Source organism: Streptomonospora mangrovi (assembly GCF_027604915.1).
GTDB lineage: Bacteria > Actinomycetota > Actinomycetes > Streptosporangiales > Streptosporangiaceae > Streptomonospora > Streptomonospora mangrovi.
The window spans coordinates 17,335-32,315 of record NZ_JAJAQC010000056.1; the positions used below are offsets into that span (position 1 = coordinate 17,335).

12 protein-coding genes and 1 tRNA gene are annotated in these 14,981 nt (G+C 71.6%); 10 read left to right on the top strand and 3 right to left on the bottom strand.

Annotated features, from left to right (window positions below):
- Positions 1 to 97 precede the first annotated feature (97 nt).
- The gene (locus tag LG943_RS24145; RefSeq protein ID WP_270074660.1) at positions 98 to 700 is read left to right on the top strand and encodes a TetR/AcrR family transcriptional regulator; all 603 of its coding nucleotides are present in this window, start codon (positions 98 to 100) and stop codon (positions 698 to 700) included.
- A gap of 137 nt (positions 701 to 837) precedes the next feature.
- Here the strand turns inward: LG943_RS24145 and LG943_RS24150 are convergent.
- Positions 838 to 911: transfer RNA gene (locus tag LG943_RS24150), tRNA-Leu, on the bottom strand.
- A 151-nt stretch (positions 912 to 1,062) separates the two neighbouring features.
- Between LG943_RS24150 and LG943_RS24155 the strand changes: the two genes are divergently transcribed.
- The 5 genes from LG943_RS24155 (at position 1,063) to LG943_RS24175 (ending at position 6,347) form a co-directional block, all read left to right on the top strand.
- Entirely contained in the window at positions 1,063 to 1,632 is a 570-nt protein-coding gene (locus tag LG943_RS24155; protein ID WP_270074678.1) for an ANTAR domain-containing response regulator, read from the top strand.
- Between the two features lie 362 nt (positions 1,633 to 1,994).
- Positions 1,995 to 3,455 (top strand): branched-chain amino acid ABC transporter permease, encoded by a 1,461-nt coding sequence (locus LG943_RS24160; RefSeq protein WP_270074661.1) that lies wholly within the window; start codon positions 1,995 to 1,997, stop codon positions 3,453 to 3,455.
- A gap of 12 nt (positions 3,456 to 3,467) precedes the next feature.
- On the top strand, positions 3,468 to 4,466 hold the full coding sequence (locus tag LG943_RS24165) for a branched-chain amino acid ABC transporter permease (RefSeq protein WP_270074662.1): 999 nt from the start codon (positions 3,468 to 3,470) through the stop codon (positions 4,464 to 4,466).
- The gene (locus LG943_RS24170) at positions 4,456 to 5,346 is read left to right on the top strand and encodes an ABC transporter ATP-binding protein (RefSeq protein WP_270074663.1); all 891 of its coding nucleotides are present in this window, start codon (positions 4,456 to 4,458) and stop codon (positions 5,344 to 5,346) included. Before LG943_RS24165 ends, LG943_RS24170 begins: the two co-directional genes overlap by 11 nt.
- A gap of 206 nt (positions 5,347 to 5,552) precedes the next feature.
- Positions 5,553 to 6,347, top strand: coding sequence for an ABC transporter ATP-binding protein (locus LG943_RS24175; protein WP_270074679.1), 795 nt, complete (start codon positions 5,553 to 5,555; stop codon positions 6,345 to 6,347).
- A 530-nt stretch (positions 6,348 to 6,877) separates the two neighbouring features.
- On the opposite strand, the gene LG943_RS24180 is transcribed toward LG943_RS24175, so the two are convergent.
- Positions 6,878 to 8,128 (bottom strand): ABC transporter substrate-binding protein, encoded by a 1,251-nt coding sequence (locus tag LG943_RS24180; protein WP_270074664.1) that lies wholly within the window; start codon positions 8,126 to 8,128, stop codon positions 6,878 to 6,880.
- A 390-nt stretch (positions 8,129 to 8,518) separates the two neighbouring features.
- A complete protein-coding gene (locus LG943_RS24185) occupies positions 8,519 to 8,935 on the bottom strand; it encodes a PaaI family thioesterase (protein ID WP_270074665.1) in 417 nt (138 codons plus the stop codon).
- A 232-nt stretch (positions 8,936 to 9,167) separates the two neighbouring features.
- Between LG943_RS24185 and polA the strand changes: the two genes are divergently transcribed.
- The 4 genes from polA (at position 9,168) to LG943_RS24205 (ending at position 14,973) form a co-directional block, all read left to right on the top strand.
- Positions 9,168 to 11,834 carry a DNA polymerase I gene (gene polA, locus LG943_RS24190; protein ID WP_408648645.1) on the top strand — a complete coding sequence of 889 codons (2,667 nt, stop codon included), beginning with the start codon at positions 9,168 to 9,170 and terminating at the stop codon, positions 11,832 to 11,834.
- A gap of 122 nt (positions 11,835 to 11,956) precedes the next feature.
- Positions 11,957 to 12,421, top strand: coding sequence for an alternative ribosome rescue aminoacyl-tRNA hydrolase ArfB (gene arfB / locus LG943_RS24195; protein WP_270074666.1), 465 nt, complete (start codon positions 11,957 to 11,959; stop codon positions 12,419 to 12,421).
- Between the two features lie 442 nt (positions 12,422 to 12,863).
- Positions 12,864 to 14,345, top strand: a complete 1,482-nt coding sequence (gene rpsA, locus LG943_RS24200) for a 30S ribosomal protein S1 (RefSeq protein WP_270074667.1) — start codon at positions 12,864 to 12,866, stop codon at positions 14,343 to 14,345.
- A gap of 112 nt (positions 14,346 to 14,457) precedes the next feature.
- Positions 14,458 to 14,973 carry a GNAT family N-acetyltransferase gene (locus LG943_RS24205; protein ID WP_270074668.1) on the top strand — a complete coding sequence of 172 codons (516 nt, stop codon included), beginning with the start codon at positions 14,458 to 14,460 and terminating at the stop codon, positions 14,971 to 14,973.
- The last annotated feature ends 8 nt before the right edge of the window (positions 14,974 to 14,981 follow it).

Below are 14,981 nucleotides of genomic sequence, written 5' to 3' on the forward strand. Positions count from 1 at the left end.
CTGCGGCGGGGAGGTTTTCTCGTGCGGCGGTGACGACTACGGCAGTATATGCCGCTAATGGCAGTATGTGACAGTTAGGGCAGCCGGACTAGGAGTTGTGAAAGACACCATCGTGGGCATCAGAGAGCGCGCGCGGGAGATGCTGCGCGAGGAGTTGGCCGAGACGGCGACGCGCCTGTTCGAGGAGCGCGGCTTCGACCACACGACGGTCGAGGACATCGCGGCCGCCGCCGGCATCTCCCCTCGCACCTTCTACCGGTACTTCGGCACCAAGGAGGACGTGCTCTTCGGCGACCTTCCGGCCGCCGGCGGCGAGGCCCTCCGCGACCGGCTGGCCGAGAACCTCGACCGGTACCGGCCGTGGGACGCGCTCCACCGGGTCATGCGCTCCACGGCGGCGCGGATCCCACCCCCGGCCCACCGCTGGGCGCGGCTGGTCCGCATCATCAACACCAGCGAGACCCTGCGGGCGAGGAACCTGGAACGGCAGATGCACCTCTGCCGGCTGCTGACCCCGGTCGTCGCGGAAAGCGTCGACGCGCCTGCGCCGCTCAGCGAACTGCGGGCCACCGTGCTCGTCCACACGGCGCTCACCTGCTTCGACGCCGCGTTCTCCTTCTGGGCGGAGCAGGGCGGGACCCCCGACCTCCGCACCGCGCTCGACACGGCGTTCGAGACGTTCGCGCCGGCGGTGGACTGAGGCCGACCGGCCGGCGCCGCCGGGGCGGGAGGCCCGGAACCCCGGAAGCCCGGGGAAACGCGAAAGGCCCCGCGCCGCGCGCGGGGCCGGATGCCGAGAGGATAAGGGCCGCCGGGAGAGCCGGGAGCGGCCAAAAGTGCCCTGAGTGGGACTCGAACCCACACTGTACGAGGTTTGAGCTCGCTCGCTCTACCGATTGGCGTATCAGGGCCGCGCGGCCGTGGGGCGACGGGAGCCGCACCCGACCCGGGGGCGCGCGGCGCGGCTGCCAAGGTCACGCCTTGGCTCCGTTCCCGTGGCCGTTGCTCTGCATCCTAGCGGATCTCGGTACCCTCGTGTACGTGACGACGACGCAGAGCCGCGTGGTGATCGCGGAAGACGAGGCCCTGATCCGGCTCGACCTCAAGGAGATGCTTGAGGAGGACGGTTATACCGTCGTGGGCGAGGCCGGCGACGGCGAGGCCGCCATACGGCTGGCCACCGAGCACAAGCCCGACCTCGTCATCCTCGACATCAAGATGCCCGTCATGGACGGCCTGACCGCGGCCGAGCGCATCGCCGCCGAGCGCATCGCGCCCGTCGTCATCCTCACCGCGTTCTCCCAGCGGGAGCTGGTCGAGCGGGCGCGCGACGCCGGCGCCATGGCCTACCTGGTGAAGCCGTTCAACAAGGCCGACCTCGTGCCGGCCATCGAGATGGCGGTCAGCCGCTACGCCGAACTGGCGGCGCTGGAGGCCGAGGTCTCCGGCCTCCAGGACCGGCTCGAGACCCGCAAGCTGGTCGAGCGGGCCAAGGGCCTGCTCCAGAGCCGCCACGGGCTCAGCGAGCCCGAGGCGTTCCGCTGGATCCAGAAGAACTCCATGGACCGTCGGCTGACCATGCGCAAGGTCGCCGAGACCGTCATCGAGACGCTGAGCGAGCAGCAGCGCTGACCCCCGGCTGAGTCCCCCGTTCCGCACCGCCCCGCCCGCGCGGGGTCCGGCCCCGGCGCACCGCGCCGGGGCCTTTCGCGTGCCCGGGACGCGGCCGGCCGGGCACACCGGGCGGGCCGGGGCCGCGCGCCGGAAGGCACCCCGCAGGGCGGCGCCCGCCGGGGTGACGCTGCGCCACTCGCCTGTCGCGGGCCGTCTCACCTGGGATCACGGTTGCGCACAAAGCAGTGACGTTTCCATCACGCGGCCTTAAGGGCTGCTGAAGAGACAGAGTAAATCCAGCTAAACTCGCGCCACCGACCAGAAAACAGTCGGTATCAGGACATAGATAATGAATCGGTCAGATGCGCAAGGGAGCGCACGTGCGCACACGCCTCGTGACGCTGCTGCTCGCCCTCATCGCCGCACTCCTGGCGATCCCGGGGACAGCAGCAGCAGACGCCCAGGGCGGTGAGTCTGTGTGGGGCCAGATCCGCAACCCCGACAGCGACGACGAAGGTGTCGAAGGCGTCGACATCGCCGTGTCGCAGGAGGGCGAGGAGATCGGCTCCGCCACCACCGACGCCGACGGCAATTGGGAAGTAGAGGTGCCCGAACCCGGCACCTACCAGGTCGTGCTCGACGAGGAGACCGTCCCCGAAGAGTTCGACCTGCTCCAGGTTCCCGCGGGAGCCGAACGGGACGTGGAGGTCCGGGCCGACCAGCGCTTCGCCGTGGTCTACCGACTCGTGCCCCAGGGCGAGGGCGACGTCGCCGCCTCGCCCAGCGAGTCGCAGGAGGCCGACTCCGAGGACTCCGGCGGCTCCGGGGAGGAGGACGCCGCGGGATCCGGTGCCGAGGAGGGCGAGGGGGTCGTGGAGGCCCCCGGGGTCGCCACCGGCCCCGGCCTGGCCAACCAGATCATCGGCCTGACCGTCGCCGGCCTGCTCTTCGGCCTGATCATCGCGATCTCCTCGGTCGGCCTGTCGCTGATCTTCGGCACCACCCGCCTCATCAACTTCGCCCACGGCGACATGGTCACCTTCGGCGCCGTGATGGCCATGATCTTCAGCGGCACCTCGATGCTCACCGGCCTCCACGAGCCCTTCGCCGACGTGCCCGTGCTCGGCCTGGTCACCAACCCGCTGATCGTGGGCACGGTGCTGGCCGTGGTCTGCGGCGCGGCCGTGGGCGGGGTGCTGGAGCTGTTCCTGTGGCGGCCGCTGCGCAAGCGCAACGTCGCGATGATCCAGATGTTCATCGTGACCATCGGCGTCGCCCTGCTGCTGCGCCACCTGCTGCTGGTGGTCTTCGGCGCCAACCGCGAGAAGTACGTGCAGTTCCGCATCCAGGACATGGTCAACATCGGCCCCATCGCGATCACACCGCGCGACCTGGGCATCATGGTGCTGTCCGTCCTCGTGCTGGTGGCCGTGGCGAGCATGCTCCAGTTCACCCGCATCGGCAAGGCCATGCGGGCGGTCTCGGACAACCGCGACCTCGCCGAGTCCTCCGGCATCGACGTCAACCGCGTCACCGTCTACGTGTGGATGCTGGGCGGCGGCCTGTCGGCGCTGGGCGGGGTGTTCCTGGGCCTCAACCAGTCGGTGTACTGGCAGATGGGCTTCCACCTGCTGCTGCTGATGTTCGCGGCCGTGATCCTGGGCGGTCTGGGCACCGCCTACGGCGCCATGGTCGGCGGCCTGGTGATCGGGCTCGTCGCGCAGCTCTCCACCCTGTGGTTCTCGGCGCAACTGATGAACGTGTGGGCGCTGCTGATCATGATCGTCGTGTTGTTGGTCCGGCCGCAGGGCATCCTCGGCCGGCGCGAGCGGGTCGGCTAGGGGAGACAGAACATGGACATCATGATGACCCTGGCCCTGTCCCTCGAAACGGCCATCGGGCCCATCGCGGCCATCTACGTGCTGGCGGCCATCGGCCTGAACATGCACTTCGGCTACACCGGCCTGCTCAACTTCGGCCAGGTCGGGTTCATGCTGGTCGGCGCCTACGGCGTGGCCGTGTGCGTCACCACCTTCGGCCTGCCGCTGTGGGTCGGCTTCTGCGTCAGCGTCCTGTGCTCGGTGGTGCTCGCGCTCATCCTGGGCATCCCCACCCTGCGGCTGCGCGCCGACTACCTCGCCATCTCGACCATCGCCGTGGCCGAGGTGCTGCGGCTGCTCTACCGCGCCGAGTTCGCCCGCCCCGTCACCGGCGGCGTGTACGGCCGGCAGAGCTTCGCCGACGCCTTCTACGAGTTCAACGACCGGGTCGGCATCATCCCGCCCGGCAGCTACGGCATCGGCGACGTCGACTTCTCCGCCGACGAGCTGTGGCTGATGCTGGTCTCCTGGGCGTGCGTGGCCCTGGCGCTGGGCATGACCGCCATGCTGATGCGCAGCCCCTGGGGCCGCGTCATCAAGGGCATCCGCGAGGACGAGGACGCCGTGCGCGCCCTGGGCAAGGACGCCTTCACCTACAAGCTCCAGAGCCTGGTGCTGGGCGGCGTGTTCGGCGGCGTGGCCGGCGTGCTCATCGCCCTCAACCAGGGCAACATCACCCCCGACCAGTTCATGCCGCAGGTGACGTTCTACCTGTGGGCGATGCTGCTGCTGGGCGGCGTGGGCACCCTGTGGGGCCCGGTGATCGGCCCGGTGATCATGTGGTTCCTGCTCACGCTCTTCGACGAGACGCTGCGTTCGCTGGCCTCCTCGGGCGCGCTGCCGTTCCTGGCGACCTCCGACTCCGGCGCGCTGCGCCACGCCCTGGTGGGCATCGCGCTGATGCTGCTGATCATCTACCGGCCACAGGGCCTCGTCGGCAACCGCAAGGAGATGCTGGTCAATGTCAAGTGACGGGATCGACGCGACGCGCACCGCGCCCGCCGCTGCGGGCGGCCCGCTGGCCGCGGTGGAGCCGGTGCCCGGCGTCGCCAAGCCGGACCCCATCCTGACCGCGTCGCACATCCGCCGCTCCTTCGGCGGGCTGACCGCGGTCAACGTGGACCACCTGGAGGTCCAGCGCGGCACCATCACCGCGCTGATCGGCCCCAACGGCGCGGGCAAGTCGACGCTGTTCAACCTGCTCACCGGGTTCGACAAGCCCAACGAGGGCACCTGGAGCTTCCAGGGCCAGCCCCTCAACGGCGTGGCCGGGCACCGGGTGGCCCGCCGGGGCATGGTGCGCACCTTCCAGCTCACCAAGGCGCTGACCCGCCTGACCGTGCTGGAGAACATGCTGCTGGCGGCCCCCGGCCAGGTCGGCGAGGGCTTCTTCGGCGCCTTCGGCTGGTGGATGTGGCGCCGGCAGGAGCAGGCCAACCGCGAGCGCGCCATGGAACTGCTCGCCCGGTTCAAGCTCGACGCCAAGAAGGACGACATCGCCGGCAGCCTGTCCGGCGGCCAGCGCAAGCTGCTGGAGATGGCGCGGGCGCTCATGGTCAACCCGAGCATGGTCATGCTCGACGAGCCCATGGCCGGGGTGAACCCGGCCCTGGTGCAGTCGCTGCTGGGCCACATCACGGCGCTGCGCGACGAGGGCACCACCGTGCTCTTCGTCGAGCACGACATGGACGTGATCATGGGCATCAGCGACTGGATCGTGGTCCTGGCCCAGGGGCAGGTGATCGCCGAGGGCCGGCCCTCCGACGTCCGGTCCGACCAGCAGGTCATCGACGCCTACCTGGGCACCCAGCACGACGAGCCGCAAGGCGCGAAGACGGAGGAGAAGCCGTGAGCGAGTCCGGCACCACGCCCGGTGCCGCGGGCGGCGCGGAGGACGCGGGCGCGGCGGCGCCCGCGGCCGCCGAACCCAGCGGCACCGCGACCGAGAACAAGGCGGACCGGCCCGCCGCGGCCGAGTCCGCCGGGGAGGCCGGCGCCGCGCGGCCGGCGGCCGCGGAGGCGGCGGCCCACCCGCCGCAGACCAAGGCCGAGGCCGAGGTGCTCCAGGAGCACCGCGAGGAGGTCCTGGAGCACGCCGGGGAGGTGGCCGCGCAGGTCGGCGACCCCCGCGACTATCTGCTGCTCGCCCACGAGCTGAAGGCCGGCTACATCCCCGAGGTCAACATCCTCAACGGCTGCACGCTCACCCTCACCGAGGGCGAGGTCGTGGGCATCATCGGCCCCAACGGGGCGGGCAAGTCCACCCTGATCAAGACCATCTTCGGGCTGCTGCCGGTGCGCTCGGGCAGCATCACGCTGCGCGGCGAGAGCATCGTGCGCCGCAGCGCCCACCAGCTCGTCTCCAGCGGCGTGGGCTACGTGCCCCAGACGCAGAACGTGTTCCCCTCGCTGACCGTCGAGGAGAACCTGGAGATGGGCGCGTTCCTGCGGCCCAAGGTGTTCCAGCGCCGGCTGGAGGCGGTGGCCGAGCTGTTCCCGCTGCTGGGCCAGCGCCGCAAGCAGAAGGCCGGCGCGCTCTCCGGCGGCGAGCGGCAGATGGTCGCCATGGGCCGGGCGCTGATGATGGAGCCCTCGGTGCTGCTGCTGGACGAGCCCACGGCCGGGCTGTCGCCGATGTTCCAGGACGAGGTCTTCCAGCGGGTCCGCCAGATCAACGAGACGGGCGTCTCGGTGATCATGGTGGAGCAGAACGCCCGCCGGTGCCTCCAGATCTGCGACCGCGGCTACGTGCTCGACCAGGGCCGCAACGCCTACACCGGGACGGGCCGCCAGTTGCTGGACGACCCCAACGTCATCGAGCTGTACCTGGGGACGCTGGCCAAGGCCGACTGACCCTTCTCGTCCGGGCGGCGCGACCGCCGCTACGGACGGCCGGCTCCATCAGGGGCGGCGCCCGCACCGGGCGCCGCCCCTTCACTGTGCGGTGGCGGGGGAGAGGGGAGCAGAGGAGGCGGGAGAGGGTGAGCGCCGCGCCGAGCGGGCCGGCCGAGGCGGCCCGACTCGGTGTCACCACGGGGAGCGCCGCGCGCCGGGCGGGAGGTGCCGGTACCCCCGGCCGTGCAGGACACGGCGGCGGTACGGCGGCGGCCGCGGCGCCGGGAGGTCGCACCGGGGGAAACCGCGCCGCGCGGCTCCGGAGGCGCGTGAGCGGCGGGAGGCCCGGGGCGGCCCGGCGGCCGGGCCGGTCGGGGGAGGGGCGCGGACACACGGACGGCCCCGGCACGACAGGTGCCGGGGCCGTCCGCGGGGGGGGGGACGGGCGCCCCGGGGGGACTCCCGGGGGATGAGGCCGTGCGCCGCCGGTCCCGCTCCGCCGCGCGGGGCGCGGCGGAGCGGGGGAGCCGGGGGGATCGGCGCGCGGGCTACTCGCCGCCCGACTCCGCGTCGACGGTGATCTCGTCCTGCTTGCTGTGGACGCCCTCGTCGTCGTAGCCGTAGATCTGGAAGGTGGCCGAGGTGACGTCACCGGTGTCGTTGAAGTCCAGCGGACCGCTGACGCCCTGGTAGTCGATGTCCTCGCCGTCGGCGAGCAGGTCGCGGCACTCCTCGAAGGTGGTGCACTCGGTGCCCTCCTTGGACACCGCCGCGATCTCCTCCACGAAGACGGCCGGGTCGGTGCTCTCGGCCTGCTCGGCCGCAAGCGCCGTGACGATCACGCAGTCGTAGACCTGGCCGGAGAACTGGAAGACCTTTAGGTCGCCGTCGAAGGAGGTCAGCCCGTCGATGAACTCCTGGTCGCCGTTGTCGGGAGCGGTGCCCTGGAAGCCGGAGACCGTGCTCGGGTCCTCGGCGTCGACCTTCTCGGCGAGGGTCTCGTCGTTCAGGCCGTCGGTGCCGTACATCTGGTCGGCGTCGACGCCGGCCTCGATCAGGCCGGTGACGACCTGCACGCCCTCCTCGAAGGCGACGATGACGACCGCGTCGGGCTCGGCGTCGGCGATGCCGTTGATCACGGAGTCGAAGTTGGAGGCGTTGGGGTCGTAGCCCTCGTTGAACGTCACCTCGATGCCGTTCTGCTCCAGCGCGTCGGCGGTGGCGTTGGCCAGGCCCTCGCCGTAGTCGTCGGCGCGGTAGGTGATGGCGACGCTCTGGTGGCCGTCGGAGGCGATCTTCTGCGCGAGCACCGGGCCCTGCATGAGGTCGCTGGGGGCGGTCCGCCAGTAGAAGCCGCTCTCGTCCTCCTCGGCCAGGCCCGGAGCGGTGTTGGAGCCGGAGCACTCCACGACCTCGGCGCTGGTGACCGTGTCCATGATGGCCTGGGTCATGCCTGAGGCCGCGGCGCCGATGACGACGTCGGCGTCCTGGTCGATCAGCCGGCCGGCGGCCTCGTTGGCCTGCGCCGCGTCGTTGGCCTCGTCGCCCGTGAGCATCTCGGGCAGTTCGGAGCCCAGAACACCGCCGGCGTCGTTGATCTGCTGGCGCGCGTACTGCGCCGCGCTGATCTGGGGCGGACCCAGGTGGGAGAGGTCACCCGTCTCCGGAAGCACGTAGCCGTACTGCAACGGCTCGTTCTCGCCGCCTCCGTCCTCTCCTCCGCCGCCTCCGCAGGCGGTCAACCCAAGGGTGAGGGCCGAGGCCGCAGCGATGAGGCTGAGGGCCTTCTTTCTTGGCATCGAGGTGTCTCCGTTCAACCGGCTGGATGGCGCAGGGGCTCAACGCGCTGGCCGCCGCGAGGGTGATCGCACTTAACCAACGGCGTTAGCGGAGCTTAATCACACGCGTTCACCTTCCGGTAGATCGCTCCTCATGTCGCTGCTGAGTCGGATTCATGCCGTTATCGCTCCGTAGTCAACGACTCGTGTGAAATGCGCTGATCAGCGGCATTTCTTACGATCTGCCGCCGTGAAAACGCGGTTGGTGACCACGCAATGTGTGCGGCGCCTCAGCCCCGGGACCGCCTCGGCACCCCCCGCCGCACCGCCCGGCGCCCGCGAAAGCGGCCCCGACGCGAAGCGGCCCCGCTCCGGAGCCGGAGCGGGGCCGCGGGCGGGCCGGCGCGGCGCTCAGGCGTCGCGCATCAGGCAGGTCAGCCGCGAGGTGCACACCCGGCGGCCCTCGTCGTCGGTGATGACGATGTCCCACGTGGCCAGGGTGCGGCCCTTGTGCACCGGCGTGGCCACACCGGTCACGTGGCCCTCGGTGGCGCTGCGGTGGTGGGTCGCGTTGATCTCCACGCCCATGGCCACCCGCCCCTCGCCGGCGTGGATCATCGAGCCGATCGAGCCCAGCGACTCCGCCAGCACGCACGAGGCGCCGCCGTGCAGCAGCCCGTAGGGCTGGGTGTTGCCCCGCACCGGCATGCGGCCCACCACCCGGTCGGCCGACGCCTCCAGCAGTTCCAGCCCCAGCCGCTGACCGAGGTCCCCGGCCGCCGTGCCGGAGTTGATCAGCGCGTTCAGCTTCTCGGCGTCGATCGACATCGCCTCTCCCGTTCTGCGATCGCCCCGGCCCGCGCCGTCCGCGGCCCGCCGGCGCCCCCGCGCCCGCCCGGCGCGCGCCGCCGGCGGCGCCGAGCGGCGCGCAAATGTCCGCAGGGCATCCTAGGATTTGCCTGTGGCGATGACAGAAGAGACCCCCGGTCAGAACGGCCCGTCCCCGGCGCAGGCGGCGCCGTCCGATTGCGGACGCCTGCTGCTGCTCGACGGCCACTCCATGGCGTTCCGCGCGTTCTTCGCCCTGCCGGTCGACAAGTTCACCACCGGCACGGGCCAGTCCACCAACGCCATCTACGGCTTCACCTCGATGCTGATCAAGCTGCTGCGCGACGAGCGGCCCACCCACATCGCGGTCGCCTGGGACCTCTCCGGACCCACCTTCCGCGACGAGATCTACACCGACTACAAGGCCGGGCGCGCCGACACCCCCCAGGAGTTCCCCTCCCAGGTGGAGTTCGTGCAGGAACTGCTGAAGCTCGTGGGCATCACCAGCGTCTCCGCCCCCGGCTACGAGGCCGACGACGTCATCGCCACGCTCGCCGCCCGCGGCCGCGAAGAGGGCATGGAGGTCCTCATCGCCTCCGGCGACCGCGACGCCTTCCAACTGGTCGACCGCACCTGCACCGTGCTCTACCCCGGCAAGAGCATCTCCGACCTCACCCGCATGACCCCCGAACGGGTCGAGGAGAAGTACGGCGTCCCGCCCGAGCGCTACCGCGACCTCGCCGCGCTCGTCGGCGAGAAGGCCGACAACCTCCCCGGCGTCCCCGGCGTGGGCCCCAAGACCGCCGCCAAGTGGATCACCAAGTACGGCTCCCTTGAGGAACTGGTCGCCCACGCCGACGAGGTCACCGGCAAGGCCGGCCAGAACTTCCGCGACCACCTCGACCAGGTGCTGCGCAACCAGCAGCTCAACCGCCTCGACCCCGACGTCGAGCTGGAGGCGGGCGTCCACGACCTCACCCTGGGCGAGGCCGACCGCTCCGGCGTCAACGACCTCTTCGACAACCTGGAGTTCGCCTCCACCCTGCGCGACCGCCTCTTCTCCGTGCTCGGCGAGGCCGAGCAGACCGCCGGCCCCGCCGCCGTCGCCGAGGAGTTCAGCGTCGACCTCACCACCGCCGAACCCGGCGCCGTGGCCGCCTGGCTGGAGCGGCACGCCTCCTCCGGCGCCCGCTGCGGCCTGGCCCTGGCCGGCACCTGGGGCGCCGGCACCGGCGAACTCACCGGCCTGGCCGTCGCCGCCCCCGACGGCCCCGCCCTGCACGCCGACCCCGCCGCCCTGGGCGCCGACGACGAATCCGCGCTCGCCGCCTGGCTGGCCGACCCCCGCTTCCCCAAGGCCCTGCACGACTCCAAGGGCCCGCTGCTGGCCCTGTGGGCGCGCGGCTGGGAACTCCGCGGCCTCACCAGCGACACCGCGCTCGCCGCCTACCTCGTGCAGCCCGGCGGGCGCCGGTTCGAGCTGGGCGACCTCTGCCGCCGCTTCCTCAACCGCGAACTCACCGAGCAGCAGGCCGACGGCGGCCAGCTCGCCCTCGACCTCGGCGACGCCGAGGCCGACTCCCGCGCCGCCGAGCGCCTGGCCCTGGCCGTGCGCGCCCGCGCCACCCTCGACCTCGCCGCCGGGCTGGACTCCGACCTCGACAAGCGCGGCGGCGCCGCCCTCCTGCGCGACGTCGAACTCCCGCTCGTGCGGGTGCTGGCCGGCATGGAGCGCACCGGCATCGCCGCCGACCGCGCCTACCTCGACTCCCTCGAGGAGGAGTTCGCCGCCGCCGTGCGCCAGGCCGTCGCCGAGGCCCACCGCGTGGTCGGCCGCGAGTTCAACCTCGGCTCGCCCAAGCAGCTCCAGCAGATCCTCTTCACCGAGCTGGACCTCCCCAAGACCAAGCGCATCAAGACCGGCTACACCACCGACGCCGACGCCCTCGCCTGGCTGGCCGCCCGCACCGACAACGAACTCCCGGTCATCCTGCTGCGCCACCGCGACCAGACCCGGCTGCGCACCACCGTCGAGGGGCTCGTCAAGACCATCGCCGCCGACGGCCGCATCCACACCACCTACAACCAGACCGTGGCCGCCACCGGCCGCCTCAGCTCGGTCGAACCCAACCTCCAGAACATCCCCGTGCGCACCGACGCCGGGCGCCGCATCCGCCGCGCCTTCATGGTGGGCGAGGGCTACCAGCACCTGCTCACCGCCGACTACAGCCAGATCGAGCTGCGCATCATGGCGCACCTGTCCGAGGACACCGCCCTCATCGAGGCGTTCCAGACCGGGCACGACTTCCACGCCGAGATCGCCGCCCGCGTCTTCGGTACCGACGTCACCGAGGTCGACTCCGAGGCCCGGGCGCGCATCAAGGCCATGAACTACGGCCTGGCCTACGGCCTGAGCGAGTACGGCCTCTCCCAGCAGTTGGGCATCACCCCCAAGGAGGCCAAGGCCCTCATGGACGACTTCTTCGTCCAGTTCGGCGGGGTGCGCGACTACCTCCAGGCGGTCGTCGACCGCGCCCGGCGCGACGGCTACACCGAGACCATGCTGGGCCGCCGCCGCTACCTCCCCGACCTCACCAGCGACAACCGCCAGCGGCGCGACATGGCCGAGCGCATGGCCCTCAACGCCCCCATCCAGGGCTCGGCCGCCGACATCATCAAGGTCGCCATGCTCGACGTCGACACCGCCCTGCGCGAGGCCGGCCACCGCTCCCGGATGCTCCTCCAGGTCCACGACGAACTCGTCCTGGAGGTCGCCGCCGACGAACTCGACCCCGTGCGAAAACTGGTGTCGGACAAGATGGCCGGCGCCTATCCTCTCCGTGTGCCGCTGGCGGTCTCCGTCGGCGTCGGCCGCGACTGGCACGACGCCGCGCATTGACCGGGAATTCCAGCTCCGCCCGGACCGCTGTACTCCGGGAGCGCCCGGCCGCCGGCCGCGCGCGGCCGGCGGCACGCCATGACCACGACACACGCGCACGGACAACGGGGAGGGTGGGCACCATGGCCAAGGAGGCCCGGCCGGTCGAGCGGCCCGAACCGCCGGACGCGGTGCGGACCTCCCCCCGCGTCCGGCTGATCGAGCAGGAGCTGGTCTGGCGGTTCTCCCGCTCCAGCGGACCCGGCGGCCAGCACGTCAACACCTCCGACACCCGCGTCTCGCTCTCCCTGGACCTCGCCACCACCCGGTCGCTGTCGGCCCAGGAGCGCGAACGCGCCCTGCGCCGGCTGGCGGGCCGGTTGGTCGGCACCGTGTTCACCGTCACGGTCGAGGACTTCCGGTCCCAGGCGCGCAACCGCGACCTCGCCCGCGAACGGCTCGCGGCGCGGCTCGCGCTCGCCGCCCTCACCGACCCCCGGCCGCGGCGCGCCACCCGGCCCACGCGCGGCTCCACCGAGCGCCGGCTGGCCGCCAAGCGGCGGCGCTCCCAGGTCAAGCGGCTGCGCGGGCGCGGCGCCGACGACTGACCCCCGCCGGGCGCGCCCGCCGGCGTAGGCCCCCGGCGCCCCCCGGGGGCCGTGCCGGGGCCGCGCGGACGGGCGCCCCCCGGCGCCGGAACCGACCCCGTTCCGACCTCGCGCCGGAGGGGGGTAAGATCACGCGGATGCGCGAAAGCCGGTTTGTCGGCGGTATTCCGATTGACCTGGCCGCCCCCGTCTCATATTGTGGCTAGAGCGTTGTGGACTCGCGTGCGCAACTCGACCTCGGAGATCGTGCCGGTGTGACAGCCAGATCGCATACTCGACCCCCGGGCTTCGGGTCGGCACCGCGGTCCGCCGGCACCTCGGCGGGTCACCGACCGGATCCGGGCCTTCGGCTCGGGCCGCTCGTCCCCGGAGTGGCGGCGGAGCCGCACGAGCCCGCGGCGCACCCTTTCTGCCAATGTCCGTATCCGGAGTCCACCCACACATGACGAGCAGCACCGAGGTAACCTCGACACCCCAGGTAGCGGTCAACGACATCGGGTCCGAGGAAGCCTTCCTCGCAGCGATCGACGAGACCATCAAGTACTTCAACGACGGTGACATTGTCGAAGGCACCATCGTGAAGGTCGATCGAGACGAGGTCTTGCTCGATATCGGCTACAAGACCGAGGGTGTTATCCCGTCCCGGGAACTGTCGATCAAGCACGACGTCGACCCAGGCGAGGTCGTGTCCGTCGGCGACCACGTCGAGGCCCTCGTCCTCCAGAAGGAGGACAAGGAAGGCCGCCTCATCCTGTCCAAGAAGCGCGCCCAGTACGAGCGCGCCTGGGGCACGATCGAGAAGATCAAGGAAGAGGACGGCGTTGTCACCGGCACCGTGATCGAGGTCGTCAAGGGCGGCCTGATCCTCGACATCGGACTCCGGGGCTTCCTTCCGGCCTCCCTGGTCGAGATGCGCCGCGTGCGCGACCTCCAGCCCTACGTCGGTCGCGAGCTCGAGGCCAAGATCATCGAGCTCGACAAGAACCGCAACAACGTCGTGCTGTCGCGGCGCGCCTGGCTGGAGCAGACCCAGTCCGAGGTCCGCCAGACCTTCCTCAACACCCTCCAGAAGGGCCAGATCCGCAAGGGCGTGGTCTCCTCCATCGTCAACTTCGGCGCCTTCGTCGACCTCGGCGGTGTGGACGGCCTCGTGCACGTCTCGGAGCTGTCCTGGAAGCACATCGACCACCCCAGCGAGGTCGTGGAGGTCGGCCAGGAGGTCACCGTCGAGGTCCTCGACGTCGACATGGAGCGCGAGCGCGTCTCCCTGTCCCTCAAGGCCACCCAGGAAGACCCCTGGCAGCAGTTCGCCCGCACGCACCAGATCGGCCAGGTCGTGCCCGGCAAGGTCACCAAGCTGGTCCCCTTCGGCGCCTTCGTCCGCGTCGAGGAGGGCATCGAGGGCCTGGTGCACATCTCGGAGCTGGCCGAGCGCCACGTCGAGATCCCCGAGCAGGTCGTCCAGGTCGGCACCGAGATCTTCGTCAAGATCATCGACATCGACCTCGACCGCCGGCGCATCAGCCTCTCGCTGAAGCAGGCCAACGAGAGCGTGTCGCCCGACCAGGTCGACTTCGACCCCACGCTCTACGGCATGGCGGCCGACTACGACGAGCAGGGCAACTACAAGTACCCCGAGGGCTTCGACCCCGAAAGCGGCGAGTGGCTCGAGGGCTTCGAGGCCCAGCGCGACGAGTGGGAGCGCCAGTACGCCCTGGCGCAGGCCCGCTTCGAGGCGCACCGCAAGCAGGTCGAGGAGGCCCAGGCCGCCGAGGCCGAGGCCGCGGCCGAGCCGGCCTACGAGGGCGAGCCCGCCCCCGCGCCCAGCTCCGGCGGCGAGTCCGAGTCCGGCGGCGGCGCGCTGGCCTCCGACGAAGCCCTCGCGGCGCTCCGCGAGAAGCTCGCGGGCGGCTCCGACAGCTAGTCCGCCGCTGCTCGGTCGCGCACCGCGCGAATCGCCAGGGCCGCTCCCGTTCGCGGGGGCGGCCCTTCGCTATGATCGCCGCAGCCGCGCACGCAGCACGAGGGGAGCCGAGATGAGCCCGCCGCCCGGCCTCGCGATCGAGGACGCCGTCGCCGAGGACGCGGGCGAGCTCTGGACCCTCCAGCGCGCGGCCTTCGTCGACGAGGCCCAAGCCTACGGCGATCCGTTCATCCTGCCGCTCACCGAGTCCCTCGACCAGGTCCGCCGCTTCGGCGGGTCCGGGGGAGTGCTGCTCAAGGCGGTGCTGGAGGGGCGCATCGTGGGCGCGGTCCGCGGCCGGGCCGCCGAGGGCGTCGCCCTGGTCAGCAAGCTGTGCGTGGCCCCCGACCTGCGCCGCCGCGGCATCGCCCGCGCGTTGATGACCGCGCTGGAGGACCGCATCACCGCGGCGTTCCCCGCCGTCACCGGGTTCGCCATCGCCACCGGCCACGACAGCGCGGCCAACCTGCGGTTCTACCGCGGCCTGGGCTACCACGAGACCCACCGCGAGCGCCTGGCCGACCACCTGACCATGGTCCATCTGCGCAAGCCCGTACCCGGCCGCGGCACCGCGGCCCAGACCGCCTGAGGGGCCGC

Excerpts from the sequence above, each read along its gene's own strand:
- rpsA (WP_270074667.1), top strand. The coding sequence starts at position 12,864 with ATGACGAGCAGCACCGAGGTAACCTCGACACCCCAGGTAGCGGTCAAC.
- LG943_RS24165 (WP_270074662.1), top strand. The coding sequence starts at position 3,468 with ATGGACATCATGATGACCCTGGCCCTGTCCCTCGAAACGGCCATCGGG.
- arfB (WP_270074666.1), top strand. The coding sequence starts at position 11,957 with ATGGCCAAGGAGGCCCGGCCGGTCGAGCGGCCCGAACCGCCGGACGCG.
- polA (WP_408648645.1), top strand. The coding sequence starts at position 9,168 with ATGGCGTTCCGCGCGTTCTTCGCCCTGCCGGTCGACAAGTTCACCACC.
- LG943_RS24205 (WP_270074668.1), top strand. The coding sequence starts at position 14,458 with ATGAGCCCGCCGCCCGGCCTCGCGATCGAGGACGCCGTCGCCGAGGAC.
- LG943_RS24180 (WP_270074664.1), bottom strand. The coding sequence starts at position 8,128 with ATGCCAAGAAAGAAGGCCCTCAGCCTCATCGCTGCGGCCTCGGCCCTC.
- LG943_RS24185 (WP_270074665.1), bottom strand. The coding sequence starts at position 8,935 with ATGTCGATCGACGCCGAGAAGCTGAACGCGCTGATCAACTCCGGCACG.
- LG943_RS24170 (WP_270074663.1), top strand. The coding sequence starts at position 4,456 with ATGTCAAGTGACGGGATCGACGCGACGCGCACCGCGCCCGCCGCTGCG.